This window comes from Sphingopyxis sp. 550A (genome assembly GCF_053569535.1).
In genome coordinates, this window is record NZ_CM131615.1 from 1,472,268 (window position 1) to 1,489,883 (window position 17,616).

The following is a 17,616-nucleotide window of genomic DNA, read 5'->3' on the forward strand; positions in this document are numbered from 1 at the left end:
TACTTCATGGCAAGGGACCGAGCAGCGCGTCCAATTCCTTGCGTAGATGGCCTTCGATGACGCGCAACTCCGCGTCACTGATCGGAACTTGCTCGGGCCAGTCATCGGTGACGACGATCGGGCCGTTATCCTCGACCGCATGAGCGCGGGTTGGTAGGCGCCGTTGCGGTGGCACGCGCATATAGTCGTGCAGGTCGTCGAGACTTTCCGACCATTGGCGGGGCGCACGGCGGCGACGTTTGCGAGGTAGGGCCATGCGCCAACGGTGGCTCGCGGCGGCGATCGGCGCAAATGGCGAACCGTAGCGTAGTAGAGATAAGTGCTTACGGCGGTTCCGGGCCGCCTATCTCCGCCGATCATGGTTGCCCGCGCCATCGCCATCAATCCTCCGAATCGAAGCTGCGGTTCTCGCGGCAATGCCAGAGGCGCAGGATGAAGATGGTCGCAGACGCGATCTCGTAACGCATCTCATAGTCGCCCACGATGATCCGCCGAACCTCGCGCGGCTCGTAGGCTTCCAGTTTCTCGCCAATCCTCGGGTAGTCGAGCAGCCGATCCGGCGCATGGGCGAGTTGCTGGACCACGCGCGCCGCCGCGTCGGGCGCGACCGGGCTCAGGTGGTCATGCAACCGCACAAGGTCCGAGGACGCCTTGCTGGTCCACTGGATTCTCATTTGACGGGGGGCGGCAGCGGCTTGTCCGTTCCAAGGCTGTCGGCCCATGCCTGGATCGCCTGATGGTCGATCACGCGCCCCGCATCCACATCGGCCAGGGCTTCGAGCGTCATCCGGTGACGTTCTTCCTCCAGATCGACCCAGGCGGCGAGCGCCTGCTTCATCACCCAACCGCGCGAGCGTTCGAGCCGCGAGGCCATTGCATCCACCTTGTCCGCGAGGCCGAGCGGCACATGTGCGGTCAGGACTTTTGTTTCAGTCGCCATGAAAATCACCTCAAATCAGGACGATTAAAAAATAATCAAAAATGGGCTTCAAAGCAACGCAAATCGCAGGAGAGAGGGCGGAATCGCCGTCCTTTCGTCTGGCGCCGCAGGCGGCGCGCGGGAGTTGCTAAGGACTTCGCCCTCGCGCCGGCAAGGTAAGTGAAACCGTCCGGGGCGGTATCCCCAGCCTTCCGCGCTTCGCTTGTGCAGGCCGGGTGATCCCCCTCCGCCCCGGCCGCCCTTGCTCGTTGCTACCCCTGGCTCGCCGCCGGGCAGAAGGTCAGGCGCGGCGTTCCGCTTCGCTGACCTTCAGACCCCAAAGGATTTGAGACATGAGCACCAATTCCAGCGTCCCCCGCAACGTCATTTTCAATGGGGATTGCATCGACGTGATGCAGGCTTTCGATACCGGCACGGTGGATTTCATCCTGACAGACCCGCCCTATGTGACCCGCTACCGGGACCGCCAGGGACGCAAGGTGGCCAATGACGATAACGGCCGGTGGCTGCGTCCGGCTTTCCGCGAGATGCACCGCGTCTTGAAGGATGGCGGCTTTGCGGTTTCCTTCTATGGCTGGAACAAGGTGGATTTGTTCATGGACGCATGGAAGGCGGCAGGCTTTCGCGTCGTCGGCCATCTCGTATTTCGCAAGCGTTATGCGTCGTCGGCCCGTTTCCTTCGCTACGAGCACGAACAGGCTTATTTGCTGGCGAAGGGCAATCCCATCCGTCCGGCACGGCCTATCCCCGACGTGCTAGATTTTCCTTACAGCGGGAACCGCCTCCACCCCACGCAGAAGCCGATTGAGGCGCTGGCGCCGTTGATTGAGGCTTTCACGCAGCCGGGCGAGTTGGTGCTGGACCCGTTCAGCGGCAGCGGCTCGACACTGGCGGCGGCGCAGCAGCTCGGCCGAGACTGGACTGGCATCGAACTGGATAACCGCCACTATCACACTGCCTGCAAGCGCCTGGTCTCACAACGGTATCACCGGGCGGCCGCATAGGTCGCCCCATGTCGCCATCGTCGCCGACAGACCGCCGACCGGATAACCCGGCCGGCGGTAGCCGCGCGTCTCCGCGCGGCCCGATTGCGCGCGCTCGCCGGGCATGGCCCGGCTCGCGCGAGACAGTAGCCAAAACCGACCCTTCGCCCTAAGAAGGGCGCGGGCTGCTACGCGGCGGCCTGGGGCGTGGAAACCCCTAGATTAACCGGACTGGCGTCGGCCGAGATGGCGCCGCGAATCCTTGACCATGCGGTCGGGGAGCCTGCGACGCATGTCCAGGCGCCTCGGTGCTAAAGGTCTCAGGAACCGAGTTAATCCGGTTGTTTCCACCTCCCCGATCATGGGTCAGGAGTGATGTTTGCGGGGGCGCACCGCAGACAAATCGCTTCTTGCCCAGGAGTTAGGCCGTTGCGGATGGCGGGCGGAACCATGTCGGCCCCGCGCGTAGCATTGTCATCGTTTCGGTCTAGTAAGTTAACGAGGATGAAGGTCGGGAACATCATGAGCGGCAAGCAATTCGAGGATCGCGCGCCCGACGCGCCGCGCCTCACCGCCTATGACGAGGATCATCTGGAGGACTATCTGCGCCTGCTCGACGAAGACGACGCGGGCACCGACTGGCCCGACGTCGCCGCGTTTGTTTTCGGCATAGACCCCGCCGCAGAGCCCGATCGTGCGAAGGCGATGCACGCCAGCCATCTCGCCCGCGCGCGGTGGATGACCGAAGTCGGTTACGCCTATCTGCTCGGCCCACGCGCCACCGAATAGCGTTAACGCTCAGTCCAGATTGGACTTTTCGGCCGTGCAACCCCGGCATGTATGGGAGCAGCCTTCGCGCTGTCGCCGACGCGTCCGCTTGTCGATCCTGGTCGTCCAGAGTCCGCGTAAAAAGCGCGGCGGGGAGGATGCTATGCCGACGCCGCCACGACGGCCCCGGCGTGCCGGCCTACGGCCGGACACGCTCGGTCGGGCCGAGTTCGCCGCCAAGTTCCTGCGGCGCAACCGCCGCTATCGTGCAGATCACGCCAGCATGGTCCACCGCATCGCGGAGGACGCGGCGAGCGAGGAAGCCGCACAGTCGGCGCTCGCCCGCCGATGGGGGTTGTCTTTTCGCCTATGCGCCGGATGACCTGTTGGACACGGTAATCTGGCGGCCCGAACTGACCGCCGTCACCGTGATCCTCGACGCCGTGCCCGATGACTTCACCGGCGCGGCGATCGACCCGCTCGCACTCGGCGCCCTGCTCGCCGACCAGGCTGGGCTCGACGGCCGTCATGTCATCATCGCGGACCCGGCCGGCGAACATCGGCTATGGTTGCGCGATCCGACGCCCGGCCGGCCGCTCGCCGCGATCATCCCGCTGGACAAGGATTTCGTTACCCGCATCGCCAGCCTGTTGCGCTTCCATCGTCTGATGTTCGGCAAGCGGACTGGACCTTTGCCGCGCGGCTGGCCGCTCACCGCCTATCGGCGCACGCGCATGGACGCCATGCTGCGCGCGCTTGGCCTGCACCTTGCCGGCGCCACCTACCGCGAGATCGCCATCGCGTTCGGCAAGGATGAGGCCACGCACCTCTCGGCGGCCGAATTTAAGGCTTCAAGCGCCCGGTCCTTCGCTTATCGCCTGGTGCGCGACGCCACCGCGATGATGAACGGCGACTACCGCAAGCTGCTGCGCATCCGCTGACCGCGCCCGCCCGGCCGCCTGCCCGCAGGGGGTGGGCACATCGGCGCGGTTACGAATCTTCGTTCCCTACAGCACCGCACATAGTTCGTCATGTTCGCCTCCTGCCGCCACATTCCGCAGGAGACACCCCTTGACCCATTCGCCCGTCAATCTGCCACCGCGCTTCCTGCGGACGCCGGAGGCGGCGCGCTTCCTGGGACTGTCTGGTCGCACGCTGGAGAAGCATCGCTATTTCGGCACCGGCCCGGCCTATCGGCGCATCGGCGGCCGGGTGGTCTATTCGGTGGACGACCTTCGCGCCTGGGCCGATCTCGGCACCAAATACTCGACATCCGATCCCGGCCAGGACGATCTCATGCCTCGCCGGGATTCGGCGCTGGCGCAGAGCCGCCGATGAGCCCGGCGGCGTCGCCCATGCGCCGCAGGCGGGCCAGCGCGGAGCGCGCGCAGCTCGACCTGTTCCACTCCATTCCCGGCGACCTGGCCGCGCGCGACGCACAGGACTTGATGGCCTGGCCGTTTTTCAGCCTCGCCAAGTCGAAGCGCGTGACGCCGATCGACTTCCGCATGGGGCCGACCTGGATTTCCGTCGAGGCCGTCCCCGAACACGGCATGGCAACGATATGGGACGCCGATGTCCTGATATGGGCGGCCAGCCAGCTCGTGGAAGCGCGCGATGCCGGCCGCCCGACCTCGCGGCTGATGGCGGCCACGCCGCACGAGATACTGACATTCATCGGACGGGGCACGTCCGTCCGTGACTATGAGCGGCTGCGCGCCGCGCTCGACCGGCTGCAATCCACCACGGTCGCCACGTCGATCCGCCAGCAGCACCAGCGCCGCCGTCATCGCTTCTCGTGGATCAACGAATGGCAGGAACGGCTCGACGGCGCCGGCCGGCCGCTCGGGCTGGAGCTGATCGTCCCCGATTGGTTCTATGCGGGCGTCATTAACCAGGCGCTCGTGCTGACCATCGACCGCGCCTATTTCGATCTCACCGGCGGGCTCGAACGCTGGCTCTACCGCATCGTGCGCAAGCACGGCGGGCGGCAAAGCGGCGGCTGGAGCTTCGACGTTCCGCACCTTCATCTCAAGTCCGGCGCGCTCTCGCCGCTCAAGCATTTCGCGCATGACCTGCGCCGGATCGTCCAGCGCCAGCCGCTCCCCGGCTACGTCCTCACGCTTGAACATGCGCTCGGCCGCGAACGGCTCAACTTCGTCCCGATCCCCGTCGATCCATTCGACGCCGCCATGCGCCGCGTTGGCATCCGGCTTGTGGATAAGCGGTGATGGCGCTCGTGCTATCAGGGACCGCCGGACTCGTGCCATCAGGGACCGGAGAGTCGTGCTATCGGGGACCGAAACCGGCCCTAAACCCTTGCCGGCTCGCGGAAATCCCGCCCCTTAACCTTCCTAACAAAGAATCCTTCCGATTCTTGCTAACGCCGCCGGCTGTTGTGGACGGCTCGCCGTGGCGACCGCTCGCCGGCATCGCGCCGAGCGCCAATCCCCGGAGACAAGCGATGAACGACAACAACGCCGTGGGCGTGCGCGTCGGCGGCACGCCTACGCCGCTGCGCCCACATCTCACCGAGGTCGAACTGATCTGGATCGAGAAGAAGCTGGAGCACTGGATACGCTTCGGCCGGGTCGCGCAGGAGCGCATCGTCACACGCCGCACGCGCGTCATGAGCTTCCGGCCGGGCGCGATCTTCGCCTTCGTCCGCTGGGCGTCCAACGACTTCGGCACGATCAGCTCACGCATCGACGTGGTGCGCGCGGTTGGCACAGGCGAAGCCTATACGACGCTGCCGTTCGTGCGGCCGGGCGGCGACATCCTGCTCCATATCGAAGGCTGGCCGAAGGTCTCCCAGGTGCTCGCCGCGATCGACGCGGTGGAGCTGGCGGGCGTCGATCCGTGCGATGCCGCGCCCGACCATTGGCGGCATGTCCACAACCGTATCGCCGCCGGCCACCAGCCTCGGCCCTACACGATGGAGCGGCATCGCGCCTGGCTCAAGCGCCGGGAGATCGAGGGATGACGCGCTTCGGCTATGTCATGGTGACGGTCGTCGCCGCGCAGCTATTCGCCGTTCTGTTCGTTGCGGTCGACTTGCTCGATCCGAACCCGCGCCTGGTCTGGAACCCGAGCGCGAGCGCGCCGATCGGGCTCTACCGGATCGCGCCCGAGGACGATCCGCCGGTCGGCGCGCTGGTCGCGGTGACGCCGCCCGAACGGCTCGCCCGTTGGCTTTCGGCGCGGGCATATCTGCCCGAGGGCGTGCCGCTGTTGAAGCACGTTGCCGCCAAGGCCGGGCAACGCGCCTGCCGCATCGGCGACGTGGTGAGCGTCGATGCCGTGCCGGTCGCCGTCGCTCTTGCGCGTGACGGCCAGGGCCGTCCGCTGCCGGTCTGGCAGGGCTGCCGGACGCTCGCACCGGACGAAATGCTGCTGCTCAATGTGGCCGTCCCCGGCAGCATGGACGGCCGCTATTTCGGGCCGCTGCCGGCTTCCACCGTGCTCGGACGGGCGATCCCGATCCTCACCCGCGACACGCCCGACGCGCCGCTTACCTGGCGGGGGATCGGAGCGTGAAGCGCCGGGCCTTCATCTTCGCGCTGGCGCTCGGGATGCAGCCGGCTTGCGCCAACGTCGCAGCCGCGCAGCAAGCGGCCGACACGCGCGCCGCCCATCCTTACGCGCCCCATGTTACGGAGGCCACCCGACGCTTCGGCATCCCCGAACGCTGGATATGGGCGGTCATGCGCGTCGAGAGCAACGGCGATTCCCGCGCGGTTTCAACGGCCGGAGCGCGGGGGCTGATGCAGATCATGCCCGCGACCTGGGCGACGCTGCGCGCCCGCTATGGGCTGGGGGCCGACCCCTTTGACGTGCGCGACAACATACTGGCGGGCGCGGCCTACCTGCGGGCGATGCACGACCGCTATGGCGACGTGACCGCGATGCTGGCCGCCTACAATGCGGGGCCGGGCCGCTACGACGAATATCTGTCGCGCGGCCGTCCGCTTCCATCCGAGACGCGCGCCTATCTGGCGAAGCTGGCACCGATGATCGGCGGCGCGGGCGACGTGCAGCTTGCCGCCGCTTCGCCGCTGCCCGATCCGTTCGCCTGGCGTCGTTCCGCGCTGTTCGTGCGCACCGCGAGCGATACCGCCGCGCCGCCCGGTGACGACGATGCCGACGCCGAAACCACCAAAGCCGCGCCGATGGAGCGTCGTTCGAGCGACAGCGAAACCGCCGCCGAAACGCTGTTCGTGTCCCGCGCTGGCGCGGCCCGACCGCAATGACCGTCCCCGGTTTCAGAGCGCCGGTTGCAGTCAGAAAAGGGGCTGGAGGGGCAGGAGTAAGCCGAAGAAAGGGACGGCAAGATATAAGTCGCACCCCATTTTCCCGAAAAGCCGAGGCTTTTCATGGGGTTCATGCGGGTGCGTCGGTCGGCGAGCGTGCCGCTCGGAAGGAAAAAGCAAGCAAAATCAAAGTGCCGAATGGCACCATAGGCCATTTTCGGCGGAAAGCGCGCTGGCCGTGACCGAGGACAGCGATTTCCGCGTCCGGCCGGGGAAGGCCAAGCGCAGCGCGGCCCAGGGCCGTAACGCGCGCGGCCTGATTGCCGAGGTGCTGCGCGTCGCCGCTCGCAGCGGTGGAGGCCGGCGCCCTGGCTGGGGCGGAGCGCGCCGACGCGGACAATCGAACTTCGGCCGGGGGCGCACTGCGTTCGCGCGCAGCCGCCTGTTCGGATCGGGCCGGCGCGTGGTGGTCAAGATGGTGCCCGTCACCCGCTTCCACCGGGACGGGCGGCCCAGGGCGCCGCTGTCCGCGCACATCACCTACCTCAAACGTGAGGGCGTCACCCGCGACGGATCGCCCGCGCAGATGTTCGACGCCAATGGCGATGGCGCCGACGGTCGCGCGTTCGCGGATCGCTGCAAGGACGACCGGCACCATTTCAGAATCATCGTCTCGCCCGAGGACGCGGCGGACCTCACCGACCTTCGCGAATATACGCGCGATCTCGTTCGCCAGATGGAGGCCGATCTCGGCACCAGGCTGGATTGGGTCGCGGTCGATCACTGGAACACCGACAATCCGCACGTCCATCTGCTGGTGCGCGGCGTCAACGACCAGGGTGCCGACCTCGTAATCAACCGCGACTATATCAGCCACAACCTGCGCTCGCGAGCCGAGGAACTGGCGCAGGCCGAGCTTGGCCCGAAGCCGGAGCATGAAGTCGTCCGCGCGCTCGAACGCGAGGTGACGGCGGAACGCTGGACCAAGCTGGACGCCGAGATCGGCCGCACGGCGGATGAACTCGGCATCATCGACTTGCGCCCCCAGCACCCCGGACCCAACGATCCCCAGGTCCGCCGCCTGATGATCGGCCGCTTGCAGCATCTTGAGACGATGGGGCTCGCGGACGAGGCCGCGCCCGGCCAGTGGGCGGTCGCGCCGGACGCGAAAGCAAAGCTGCGCGAACTGGGCGCGCGCGGCGACATCATCCGCACCATCGGCAAGGCGCTAAACGATCGCGGCCTGCAGCGCCCCCTCGACACCTACGAGATCGTCAGCGCGGCGCCGCAAACGCCGATCGTCGGACGGCTGATCGACAAGGGTCTGCACGACGAGCTGTATGGTTCAGCCTATGCCGTGATCGACGGCATCGACGGCCGCACCCACCATGTCCAACTGCCCGGCATCGAGGCGCTGGAAAACAGCCCGGAGCTGGGCGGCATCGTCGAGCTGCGCGCCATCGGCAGGCCAGGCGATCCGAAGCCGACGATGTTCCTCGCCACGCGATCCGACCTGGACCTCGCCGCCCAGGTGAAGGCGAGAGGCGCGACCTGGCTCGATCATCGTCTCATCGAGCGCGGCGCGGGCGTGACGGCCGCCGGTTTCGGATCGGAGGTGCAGCGGGCGCTCGACCAGCGCACCGATCATCTCGTGCGCGAAGGGCTTGCCCGCCGCTTCGGCAACCGCGTGGTTCTGCAACGCAACCTGCTCGACACGCTGCGGCGCCGTGAGCTGGACGCGGTAGGTGCCGAGATCGCAGGCCGGACGGGGCTCGCCTACCAGCCGACCAATGTCGGCGACAAGATCACCGGCACTTGCCGCCAGCGCCTCGCGCTCGCTTCCGGTCGCTTCGCCATGATCGACAACGGCTTGGGATTTCGGCTCGTGCCCTGGTCGAACGACCTTGAGCGCCAGCTCGGCCGGCAGATCGCCGGTATCGCCCGCAACGGCGGCGGCATCGATTGGTCACTCGGTCGCAGGCGCGGCCTCACCCCCTGAAAGAAGGAGACTCCCATGTCCGCCACCAAAATCCTTTGGGGACAGATTGCCGCCGTGTTCCTGATCGCGCTCGTAGCGATATGGAGTGCGACCCAATGGACGGCCGCCGCGCTGGCCTATCAACCCGAGCTTGGCCCGCCCTGGTTCACGGCTTTCGGCTGGCCTGTCTATCCGCCGCCAGCCTTCTTCTGGTGGTGGTTCTCGTTCGACGCATACGCGCCCGCGATATTCGAGACCGGCGCGTTCATCGCCGCGTCCGGCGGCGTCATCTCGATCATCGTCGCCATCGGCATGTCGGTCTGGCGGGCGCGCGAATTGAAGAACGCAGAGACCTATGGCTCGGCGCGCTGGGCGAGCGTGACAGAGGTCCGCACCGCCGGCCTGCTGGGTGACAATGGTGTGGTGCTGGGCAAGCTCGGCATCCACTATCTGCGTCATGATGGGCCGGAGCATGTCTTGTGCTTTGCCCCCACCCGAAGCGGCAAGGGCGTCGGCCTCGTGGTCCCGTCGCTGCTGACCTGGCCGGCATCCGCCATCGTCCATGACATCAAGGGGGAGAACTGGACGCTCACCGCCGGTTTCCGCGCTCGCCACGGTCGCGTCCTGCTGTTCGATCCGACCAATGTGGAATCGGCCGCCTACAACCCGCTGCTGGAGGTGCGGCGCGGCCAATGGGAAGTCCGTGACGTGCAGAACGTCGCCGACGTGCTGGTCGATCCCGAGGGCAGTCTGGAGAAGCGGAACCATTGGGAGAAGACCAGCCATGCGCTGCTGGTCGGCGCGATCCTGCATGTGCTCTATGCCGAGCCCGACAAGACGCTGGCCGGCGTTGCGGCCTTCCTGTCCGACCCGTCGCGCACGATCGAGCAGACGCTGGCCGCGATGATGGCGACCCCGCATTTGGGCGAGGCGGGCGTCCATCCCGTCGTCGCTTCGACCGCCCGCGAGCTGCTGAACAAATCGGAGAACGAACGCTCGGGCGTGCTTTCCACCGCCATGTCCTTTTTAGGGCTGTATCGCGACCCCGTCGTCGCGCAGGTCACACGCGCCTGCCATTGGCGTATCGCCGATCTGGTCGAGGGCGAGCGGCCGGCGACGCTCTACCTGGTCGTGCCGCCATCCGACATCTCGCGCACCAAGCCGCTCATTCGCCTCGTGCTCAATCAGATCGGCCGCAGGCTCACCGAGGAATTGAACCCATCGGGCAAGCGCCATCGCGTGCTGCTGATGCTCGACGAGTTTCCCGCGCTGGGCCGCCTGGACTTCTTCGAGTCGGCGTTGGCGTTCATGGCGGGATACGGATTGAAGTCGTTTCTGATCGCCCAATCGCTCAATCAGATCGAACGTGCCTATGGCCCCAACAACGCCATTCTCGACAACTGCCATGTCAGGGTGAGCTTCGCCACCAACGACGAACGCACCGCCAAGCGCGTATCGGATGCGCTCGGCACCGCGACCGAGATGCGGGCGATGAAGAATTACGCCGGGCATCGGCTCTCGCCCTGGTTGGGGCATCTGATGGTCTCGCGTTCCGAGACCGCCCGCCAGCTTCTCACCCCCGGCGAGGTGATGCAGCTCCCGCCCGACGACGAGATTGTCATGGTCGCGGGCGTTCATCCGATCCGCGCGAAGAAGGCGCGCTACTTTCAAGACCACCGGCTCTCCGAACGGATTGCGACGCCGCCGGTCGCGGCTGGCGGCGAGGCCCGGCCGGACGATTGGACCGGGCTGGCCGTCGTCGCCGATCCCAAAGCGGTCGCCGCGATCGTCCGCGCGCAGGAGGACGCCGCCAATGGCGGGCTGCGCCGCGAGCCGGAGCTGCCCGATCATGTCGCCATCGTGAAAAAGACCGCGCCGCCGCCCGCGCAGGAGTTTTCCATCGTCGAGGACGAGCCCGAGGACGTCGCGCGGCAGGCGGCGGTGCGGCGCCGGATGCAGGGCGTCGCCCGGCAGGCGTCGCTCGATCCCGGCGACGGTATCGAGCTGTAGGAGCGGATTATGCGCGTTCGGCTCAACGTCTATTTCCCGCCCGAGCTGGCCCGCCAGGTGAGCGAGCTGGCGATCCGGCGGCGCATCTCGCGCTCGGCGATCGTGGAGGCGGCGGTCGCCTCCTATATGTCGCCGGACGGCTCTGACCGGATGGAGGCGGCCTTCGCGCGCCGGCTCGATCGCCTCTCGCGCCAGGTCCAGCGGCTTGAGCGCAACACCGGCCTCACTACCGAGGCGCTGGCGCTGTTCGTGCGCTTCTGGCTTTCGGTGACACCGCCGCTTCCCGACGAGGACCAGGCCACCGCACAGGTGAAGGGCCGCAAACGCTATGAGGGCTTCGTCGAAACGCTCGGCCGGCGCTACGCCAGCGGCAAGAGTCTGCTCGATGAGATCGCCAAGGACATAGGCCCGGACGAGCCCGCAGTAGAAATGGATTAGCTGCAGGGGGCTGACAGCCCGATCACGGAATCCGTCCGCCCGATCAGACCTGCTCGACCACTGAGAACTGCGGTAGATATCGGTAAATGCTCCCGAAATTCTTGCGTTGGTCCTCGGGAATCCAATCGAGATCGGTTGCGGCTGCAAGGTCCGGCAGCTTGCGTTCCATTTCCCGAACTTCCATCGGCGTGACGAGCGGAATCTTGATGCGAAAGGTGGTCGATCCGGTTCGGACGAACGGGAGCGCGTCGAAATGGCAAGCTTCAAAAATAGGAAGATCCGCCTCGGCAACGATGATCCAGCCGACCGTGACCATCGACGCACCGTCCTTGTATTTGAAGAAACAAAGTTGGCGAACGCTACGTTTCCGGCTGGCATCCTGCAAGCCAGCATCGGCATCCGCGACAGCCTTTGCCAACAACGCCCCTAAAGCTGATCTGCCAAACTCGGCGAATTTGGCACCGTCAAAATCGACAGCTTTCGTATCATCGGCGAGAAAATCCGGAAAATCCTCTTTGAGCCTCTTCAGTTCCTTCTCGCGATCCGGGTTGACGGTCGGAAATGCGGTCGTGAAGGTCACTCCAACGAAACTGCCGCTCTGCGCATGACGCCCGACCGTCGCCAGATCGTTCGCCATCGAGCGGGAAAGCGACCCGTCGTAGTCGAGCCAGATCAGCGAACGCTTGGTCAGGTCGAGGGTGGGAAGAATCGCGCTTGAATGTCCGAAATGAAGTGTCAGGCCAGCATAGGGATTGTTGTGCCGAAAGCGCGCCTGTTCGTCGGGATCGTCGGTAGCCTCGATACTCACTAGATCTTTGATTCCTAGGCCCTTGTGGACCATCCGGAAGTCGACGAACGCAACGGAGCCGAAACCGATATACTGATACGTTTCGATCGGTGCGAACCGCATACGCTTGAAGAGGTCGATCAACATGACGCGCTCGGCGTGCTTGGCGGGTCGAAGTCGATAGTCGATTTTTTTGAACGAGCCGGCCACCTCAATCGTCCTCGACTAAGTTCGAGAAGGCATAATCGAACGACTTTTCGCCTAAGTCCTTGTTGTTTTGGGCACCGAGCGCGTCCTTCAACTTATCCACTTCGGCTTGGGGCTTCTGGTAACTGATACGCGCAAGAGATGGGCCTCTCTTCGGGACCGACGTGTAGGTGAATACCGGCCGCTCGGCGATTTTTTCCAACGCGATGGCTGGAGCTCTCGTTATCGCCAGACTCAGAACCTTGTCCGTGTCTTCGAGGTCTTTTTCGGCATCAAGGCTGTTGAGGAAGTCGATCACCGGGCGCGTGATTTCGATCAAACGCCCCTGGAGGCGTCGATAGGCATCGGATTCGAGGTCGAGGCCGGTCTTGGTGGTGTTCCAGGGGAGAATGCTCGAATCCTCGGAATCGAGGAACGCATATCCCCGGAACCTTGCGAACTGGCCATGATATTTCGGGACGTTCACGCCGTCTTCGGTCACTTCGCTCCAGCCCGTTGTGGCCTCCTGATCTGCCTCGAGGATGCACCGGCCATTGCAGAAGACATACCAACCGGCGTGGGCGCGGCTGGAATCGCCCACGCCGGCGTATAAGCGCGTGACGAGAGGCGACTCTGCCCCGAGATCGTCCTCGAACCGGCGATAGGCCGGGGCGATTCCCTCGCCTTCCTTCAATTGCCATTCGGTCGGAATAATCGCTTCGCCGTTGAGCGAGATGCTAAGCCCCATACGCATCGGGTGCTGCTGAACCACGCGGATATCGTGGCGAAGCTTTCGGGCGAAAGCCTCCTGACCGAAGGTAGACGCCACGGCGGGGTCCAGCGCATCGACCTCTATACGGGTGCCCGTCGCTTCGACCGGATGCGGTCCCGCAACCAGATCCTTGATGTCGAAATCCCAATTCAGGTCGTCGTTGGCCCAGGCCGGCACGTCAACGTCGACTCGAAAGCTGTATGCCGGTTCGACGGAGATGACGTTGAAGCGGTCCCCCATCTTGAACAGCGCGCGTTTCATGCCGACGCCGAACTGGCCAACGGAATGGGAAGTGCGCTGGAAGCCTTTGGCCCGACCGAACTTGAAAGCATATTTCCGGGCGACATCGAGAGGGATGCCGCCGCAATTGTCCTCGATCCGAAAGCCGTTCGGCCCGACTTCCAGTGTAACTGTCAGTCCGTTATAGTCGGCATCCGGTCCAGGTCTCAGCCTTTTCGCGCCGTCGATACAGTTATCGACAAGGTCTTGGATAGCTTCGTCGAGCTGGATGTCTTTCGTGATGATCTCGACGAAGAAGGCTTTGGTGGGAGATGCATCGACCTTCGTAAGATCGTTTTCATCGGTCGGAACTAGTTGCGCCATTCCATCCCCCTTAAATCTCGAACGTCTCCTATCGCCTCGGCGGCGTTATCCAAAGCTAAAGCCAATAGGGATCGGCACATTTTTTCATACAGCTTCATGGTTAGGAGCCGCCGAAGCGCTCTCGATGCGCGGCTAGGTAGCTTTGGCGCGGCCACAATCGAAGATCGGCAGGAAGGAGCACCCGATCGAATTGCGGAGCGAATAGCGCCTTCAGTTCGGACGGTATTTTGTTGTGAGAGATCAGTAGTCTATAGTCTTCGCCGATCGAAATCAGATGCCTGTCGAACAGCCAATGGGCGGTCGCCGAGAGTGCGATGCCATTCTGAACGACGTCCGGTCCTCCCAGTGCCACCGGCAAAATGTGCGCTGCCTGCACCTCCGATCGCCCACCGCCATTCACGATCCTGATCCCGCTCACGGCGCATCGATCCCCATAGGCCCGACACACGGCCCGCCTGAAACTGGCGTCGCGAATCTTTCGATTGAGAAGGATGGAAGCTGTCCGCCGCTCAATCGCGTCGGGCGCATGGAGGACGTCCCATGTCGCGGTATCGATATCGGTCGCATCCAGGCCAAGCATCTTGGCATTTGCAGGATCGAGTGTGTCGGAAAGACCGGCATCGACGATGGCCGCAAAGTCCGCTTCCTCTAGCTCTCGGACCGATTTGCCTCGGAGATACAGCCCGACTTGGGGGACATTCTCGATCGCTCTCAGAGCAGCTTCGGCATATCGGCCATCGATGCGCCAGGCGACGGGTCTGTCGAACATCAGAAAATCGCTGATCGACGCATAGTGATAGCCGGCAATCGCAGGATCGGGAGCGATGCCTATAACGCGCCCGACCGCGAAATAAGCGATGCCTTCGCCGCCAGCTCGGGGACGTCGGAATACCACCCAGTCGCCGACACATTTTCGCATTAGCGTGAGATAGCGCGGCGGAAAATGATATCGGCTGGCGATTTCGTCGTCGTAGGCGGATTCGGGTTTAGTATCGAGGACGGCTTTCATGGCTCGTTCGTCCCGTTGGAAAGACCGAATATCCGATCCAGACGGGCTCCCAAAATCTCAGGCGATTTTGTCTCGCATTCCCAGACGATTTCGGTTCGCCACCCCTTGGCTTGCAGCGCCTTTTCGTTCTCGCGGTCGCGCTGCACGTTCCGGTTGAACTTTTCCTGCCAGAACTCCTCGCGGCTCTTGGGAGTCGATGCCTTTTTGCAGTCCGGATGCCGGTGCCAGAAGCATCCATGCACGAATATCGCTATGCCCCATTTGGCAAAAACGAGGTCGGGCGTGCCTGGTAAGTCCTTGCGATGGATACGGAACCGCAGCTTACGCCTATGAGCCGCAGATCGGACGCGTATTTCGGCGCTCGTGTTTTTCGAGGGCACTCGCGACATTAACCACGATCTTCGCTCGGGCGACAACCGATCCGTCACCGACTCTACTCTGCAGCTTCGGCGAAGATCTCCAGGTCCTCGGAAATCTGCTCTGCCTCGATCGCAGGTGCATCGGCAAGCAGGTTCAGATGGGTTCCGATGGCGGTGAAGATCGCGGCCCCGATGATCGGTGACACGGAATTGCCGATCATGCGGAAGCTATGCCAAACGGTCGGATGGAAGAGATGGTTGTCGGGAAATCCTTGCAGTCGCGCAGCCTCGCGAACGGTGATGACGCGATTTTCTTCGGGGTGGATTGGGCGCACCGCCTGGTAGGACCCCTTGTCCGATCCTGTCCCCGCGCGCAGCGTCGGACATTGGCCCTTCCATTTCAGCCTGGGGTGGCGGCCGACTGGATCGACCTGGCCTGGCTTGACCGACGCGAACCGTTCGACAACTTGCGGGGTATGCTCCGTCGGCCGATGCCCCGTAAATACATTGTTGTCGGCCCGAAGCGGCCAAGCGTAATCGGAGGGCAGGCCCTTGCGACAGATTTTCCATCGGTCGTAGCCGGGAAGAGAAGGGCAGTCCGGCAGTGCCCGCGCGTCCGACAGGTCCGCAATGGCTGCTTTCACCGTCGCTGCTGGCTGTTTATGCGCATCGATCACAGCGTGGTCGAGCGGCGCCTCCAAGTCCTTTCGAATTCCAATCACGAACATGCGCTTCCGCTTGGTCGCCGCACCGAAATCGGAAGCATCCCAAATATGAGGCCCCAATATGTCGTAGCGTGGCCGCACCTTCTCCAAGGCTTCGTCCAGCACTGGACGCGCATCCGCATAGGCAAGCCCCCGGACGTTCTCCATCACAAAGAATGACGGCTCGACCTCGGCAACGATCCGGAAAAAATGGCCCAACAGTTCTCGCCTCGGATCGGACTTTGAGCGGCGCCCGATGTCGCTGAAACCCTGACATGGCGGCCCACCGAAGATTCCGGCGATCTCGCCGTCAACGTCGGCAAGAATTTCTCCGCCCGAAAGGGTGGCGACGTCTCGATGAAAGAGCTTTGTGTTGGGGAAATTGACGGGATACGAAGAAGTTAGGATTTCGTCATTGTCATAGGCGGCAGCGACTTCGAAACCGGCACTATGGGCGCCAAGGGAAAAACCTCCGCCACCACAAAATAAATCGACCAATTTCATCGCATCGATGCCTGCCCCTATTCCATCGACGCACACCTGTCGACAAGATGGCACCTCATTGCAAGCATATATTGTCGGGCCGGTCACGGCAAGCGCCGCAGAGGCGCTTCGCCGGATGGTGGCCGCGAGATCGGGCGAACTTGGGTCGAATCAATTCGGAGCGCGCACCGGTCCTAGATGTGTCCGTGTCGGATTTTCGCACTGGATAAGTATCTGCCGCCGCCTCTACTACGCCGCGACGTAACTGTTGCCCTGCTCGATTTCCTGGCTCTCTTGATGAGCCCCTGACGCCGGGCGGTTGGTCGCCCGGCCCATTTCAGGGGCCGTTTCTTGTCCGTCCAACCGATCCGATCCGAAGGCTTCACGCGCGGCGCGCGGATGCTGCGCACGGCGCTGGGGCCTTCGATCGCATCCTGGCTCAAAGACCCTGCCGTCATCGAGGTGATGCTGAACCCGGACGGCCGGCTCTGGATCGACCGGCTGGGCGAAGGGATTTCCGACACCGGCATGACGATGGGCGCGGCGGACGGCGAGCGCATCGTTCGCCTGGTCGCCCACCACGTCGGCGCCGAGGTTCACGCGGGCAGCCCCCGCGTCTCGGCCGAGCTGCCCGAAGGCGGTGAGAGGTTCGAGGGACTGCTGCCCCCGATCGTCGCGGCGCCGGCCTTCGCCATCCGCAAGCCCGCCGTCGCCATCTTCACGCTCGACGATTATGCGGCGGCCGGGATCATGTCGCCGGCCGAGGCCGGCGCGCTGCGTGGGGCCGTGGCGTCGCGCGCCAACATCCTTGTCGCGGGCGGCACCGGCGCCGGCAAGACGACGCTGGTCAATGCGCTCCTGGCGGAGATTGCCCGCACGCCAGACCGGATCGTGCTGATCGAGGACACGCGCGAGCTGCAATGCGCGGCGCCCAACCTTGTCGCCATGCGGACCAAGGATGGCGTCGCCTCGCTGTCCGATCTTGTCCGATCCTCGCTGCGCCTGCGCCCCGACCGCATCCCCATCGGTGAGGTGCGGGGCGCCGAGGCGCTGGACCTCATCAAAGCCTGGGGAACGGGACACCCCGGCGGTGTCGGCACGATCCACGCCGGAACCGCGCTCGGGGCGCTCCGCCGCATGGAGCAGCTCATTCAGGAAGCCGTCGTCACGGTCCCCCGCGCGCTGGTGGCCGAGACCATCGACCTGATCGCCGTGCTGGTCCGCGACGGACACGGCCGTCGGCTGTCCGAGCTGGCCCGCGTCGCGGGGCTCGATCCCGCGACCGGCGACTACCGCCTCGCGCCCCTTTCCACCACCGAACCGGGAGACTTGCCATGAAGAAGAAC

The 17,616-nt window shown here is 64.5% G+C and carries 21 protein-coding genes; 13 read left to right on the forward strand and 8 right to left on the reverse strand.

Annotated features, from left to right (window positions below; all coding sequences use genetic code 11):
- Positions 1-4: 4 nt before the first annotated feature.
- The 3 genes from ACVENA_RS07085 to ACVENA_RS07095 all read right to left on the reverse strand — a co-directional run bounded on the left by ACVENA_RS07085 (position 5) and on the right by ACVENA_RS07095 (position 940).
- The gene (locus ACVENA_RS07085; protein ID WP_449328194.1) at positions 5-256 is read right to left on the reverse strand and encodes a hypothetical protein; all 252 of its coding nucleotides are present in this window, start codon (positions 254-256) and stop codon (positions 5-7) included.
- A gap of 124 nt (positions 257-380) precedes the next feature.
- Positions 381-674, reverse strand: coding sequence for a type II toxin-antitoxin system RelE/ParE family toxin (locus tag ACVENA_RS07090; RefSeq protein WP_449328195.1), 294 nt, complete (start codon positions 672-674; stop codon positions 381-383).
- Complete coding sequence (locus ACVENA_RS07095) at positions 671-940, reverse strand: CopG family ribbon-helix-helix protein (RefSeq protein WP_449328196.1); 270 nt, start codon at positions 938-940, stop codon at positions 671-673. Before ACVENA_RS07095 ends, ACVENA_RS07090 begins: the two co-directional genes overlap by 4 nt.
- Before the next feature lie 332 nt (positions 941-1,272).
- Here ACVENA_RS07095 and ACVENA_RS07100 point away from each other — a divergent pair, with 332 nt between their 5' ends.
- The 12 genes from ACVENA_RS07100 to ACVENA_RS07155 all read left to right on the forward strand — a co-directional run bounded on the left by ACVENA_RS07100 (position 1,273) and on the right by ACVENA_RS07155 (position 11,367).
- Positions 1,273-1,944, forward strand: coding sequence for a DNA methyltransferase (locus tag ACVENA_RS07100; protein WP_449328197.1), 672 nt, complete (start codon positions 1,273-1,275; stop codon positions 1,942-1,944).
- A gap of 501 nt (positions 1,945-2,445) precedes the next feature.
- Positions 2,446-2,712 (forward strand): hypothetical protein, encoded by a 267-nt coding sequence (locus tag ACVENA_RS07105; protein ID WP_449328198.1) that lies wholly within the window; start codon positions 2,446-2,448, stop codon positions 2,710-2,712.
- 142 nt (positions 2,713-2,854) lie between these two features.
- Complete coding sequence (locus ACVENA_RS07110) at positions 2,855-3,073, forward strand: transcriptional regulator domain-containing protein (RefSeq protein WP_449328907.1); 219 nt, start codon at positions 2,855-2,857, stop codon at positions 3,071-3,073.
- A gap of 61 nt (positions 3,074-3,134) precedes the next feature.
- Positions 3,135-3,632, forward strand: a complete 498-nt coding sequence (locus ACVENA_RS07115) for a DUF2285 domain-containing protein (protein ID WP_449328908.1) — start codon at positions 3,135-3,137, stop codon at positions 3,630-3,632.
- Between the two features lie 130 nt (positions 3,633-3,762).
- Entirely contained in the window at positions 3,763-4,029 is a 267-nt protein-coding gene (locus tag ACVENA_RS07120; protein WP_066519125.1) for a helix-turn-helix transcriptional regulator, read from the forward strand.
- A complete protein-coding gene (locus ACVENA_RS07125) occupies positions 4,026-4,922 on the forward strand; it encodes a replication initiator protein A (RefSeq protein WP_449328199.1) in 897 nt (298 codons plus the stop codon). Before ACVENA_RS07120 ends, ACVENA_RS07125 begins: the two co-directional genes overlap by 4 nt.
- A 233-nt stretch (positions 4,923-5,155) precedes the next feature.
- Positions 5,156-5,674, forward strand: a complete 519-nt coding sequence (locus ACVENA_RS07130) for a DUF2840 domain-containing protein (RefSeq protein WP_449328200.1) — start codon at positions 5,156-5,158, stop codon at positions 5,672-5,674.
- Positions 5,671-6,228: a S26 family signal peptidase gene (locus ACVENA_RS07135; RefSeq protein ID WP_449328201.1), complete on the forward strand. Its 558-nt coding sequence runs from the start codon at positions 5,671-5,673 to the stop codon at positions 6,226-6,228. Before ACVENA_RS07130 ends, ACVENA_RS07135 begins: the two co-directional genes overlap by 4 nt.
- Positions 6,225-6,941: a lytic transglycosylase domain-containing protein gene (locus ACVENA_RS07140; RefSeq protein ID WP_449328202.1), complete on the forward strand. Its 717-nt coding sequence runs from the start codon at positions 6,225-6,227 to the stop codon at positions 6,939-6,941. The genes ACVENA_RS07135 and ACVENA_RS07140 overlap by 4 nt, the downstream gene beginning before the upstream one ends.
- Positions 6,942-7,179: 238 nt before the next feature.
- On the forward strand, positions 7,180-8,940 hold the full coding sequence (locus tag ACVENA_RS07145) for a relaxase/mobilization nuclease domain-containing protein (RefSeq protein WP_449328203.1): 1,761 nt from the start codon (positions 7,180-7,182) through the stop codon (positions 8,938-8,940).
- Positions 8,941-8,955: 15 nt separating this feature from the next.
- Positions 8,956-10,929 (forward strand): conjugal transfer protein TraG, encoded by a 1,974-nt coding sequence (locus ACVENA_RS07150; RefSeq protein WP_449328204.1) that lies wholly within the window; start codon positions 8,956-8,958, stop codon positions 10,927-10,929.
- A 9-nt stretch (positions 10,930-10,938) separates the two neighbouring features.
- The gene (locus ACVENA_RS07155; protein WP_449328205.1) at positions 10,939-11,367 is read left to right on the forward strand and encodes a ribbon-helix-helix domain-containing protein; all 429 of its coding nucleotides are present in this window, start codon (positions 10,939-10,941) and stop codon (positions 11,365-11,367) included.
- 43 nt (positions 11,368-11,410) lie between these two features.
- Here ACVENA_RS07155 and ACVENA_RS07160 read toward each other — a convergent pair whose 3' ends face one another.
- The 5 genes from ACVENA_RS07160 to ACVENA_RS07180 all read right to left on the reverse strand — a co-directional run bounded on the left by ACVENA_RS07160 (position 11,411) and on the right by ACVENA_RS07180 (position 16,291).
- The gene (locus tag ACVENA_RS07160) at positions 11,411-12,364 is read right to left on the reverse strand and encodes an O-methyltransferase (RefSeq protein WP_449328206.1); all 954 of its coding nucleotides are present in this window, start codon (positions 12,362-12,364) and stop codon (positions 11,411-11,413) included.
- A gap of 1 nt (position 12,365) precedes the next feature.
- Positions 12,366-13,715: an ATP-binding protein gene (locus tag ACVENA_RS07165; RefSeq protein WP_449328207.1), complete on the reverse strand. Its 1,350-nt coding sequence runs from the start codon at positions 13,713-13,715 to the stop codon at positions 12,366-12,368.
- Between the two features lie 100 nt (positions 13,716-13,815).
- Positions 13,816-14,724, reverse strand: a complete 909-nt coding sequence (locus ACVENA_RS07170; RefSeq protein ID WP_449328208.1) for an HNH endonuclease — start codon at positions 14,722-14,724, stop codon at positions 13,816-13,818.
- A complete protein-coding gene (locus tag ACVENA_RS07175) occupies positions 14,721-15,113 on the reverse strand; it encodes a very short patch repair endonuclease (RefSeq protein ID WP_449328209.1) in 393 nt (130 codons plus the stop codon). Before ACVENA_RS07175 ends, ACVENA_RS07170 begins: the two co-directional genes overlap by 4 nt.
- A 44-nt stretch (positions 15,114-15,157) precedes the next feature.
- Positions 15,158-16,291 (reverse strand): DNA cytosine methyltransferase, encoded by a 1,134-nt coding sequence (locus tag ACVENA_RS07180; protein ID WP_449328210.1) that lies wholly within the window; start codon positions 16,289-16,291, stop codon positions 15,158-15,160.
- A gap of 330 nt (positions 16,292-16,621) precedes the next feature.
- Here ACVENA_RS07180 and trbB point away from each other — a divergent pair, with 330 nt between their 5' ends.
- A complete protein-coding gene (trbB, locus tag ACVENA_RS07185) occupies positions 16,622-17,608 on the forward strand; it encodes a P-type conjugative transfer ATPase TrbB (protein ID WP_449328211.1) in 987 nt (328 codons plus the stop codon).
- The last annotated feature ends 8 nt before the right edge of the window (positions 17,609-17,616 follow it).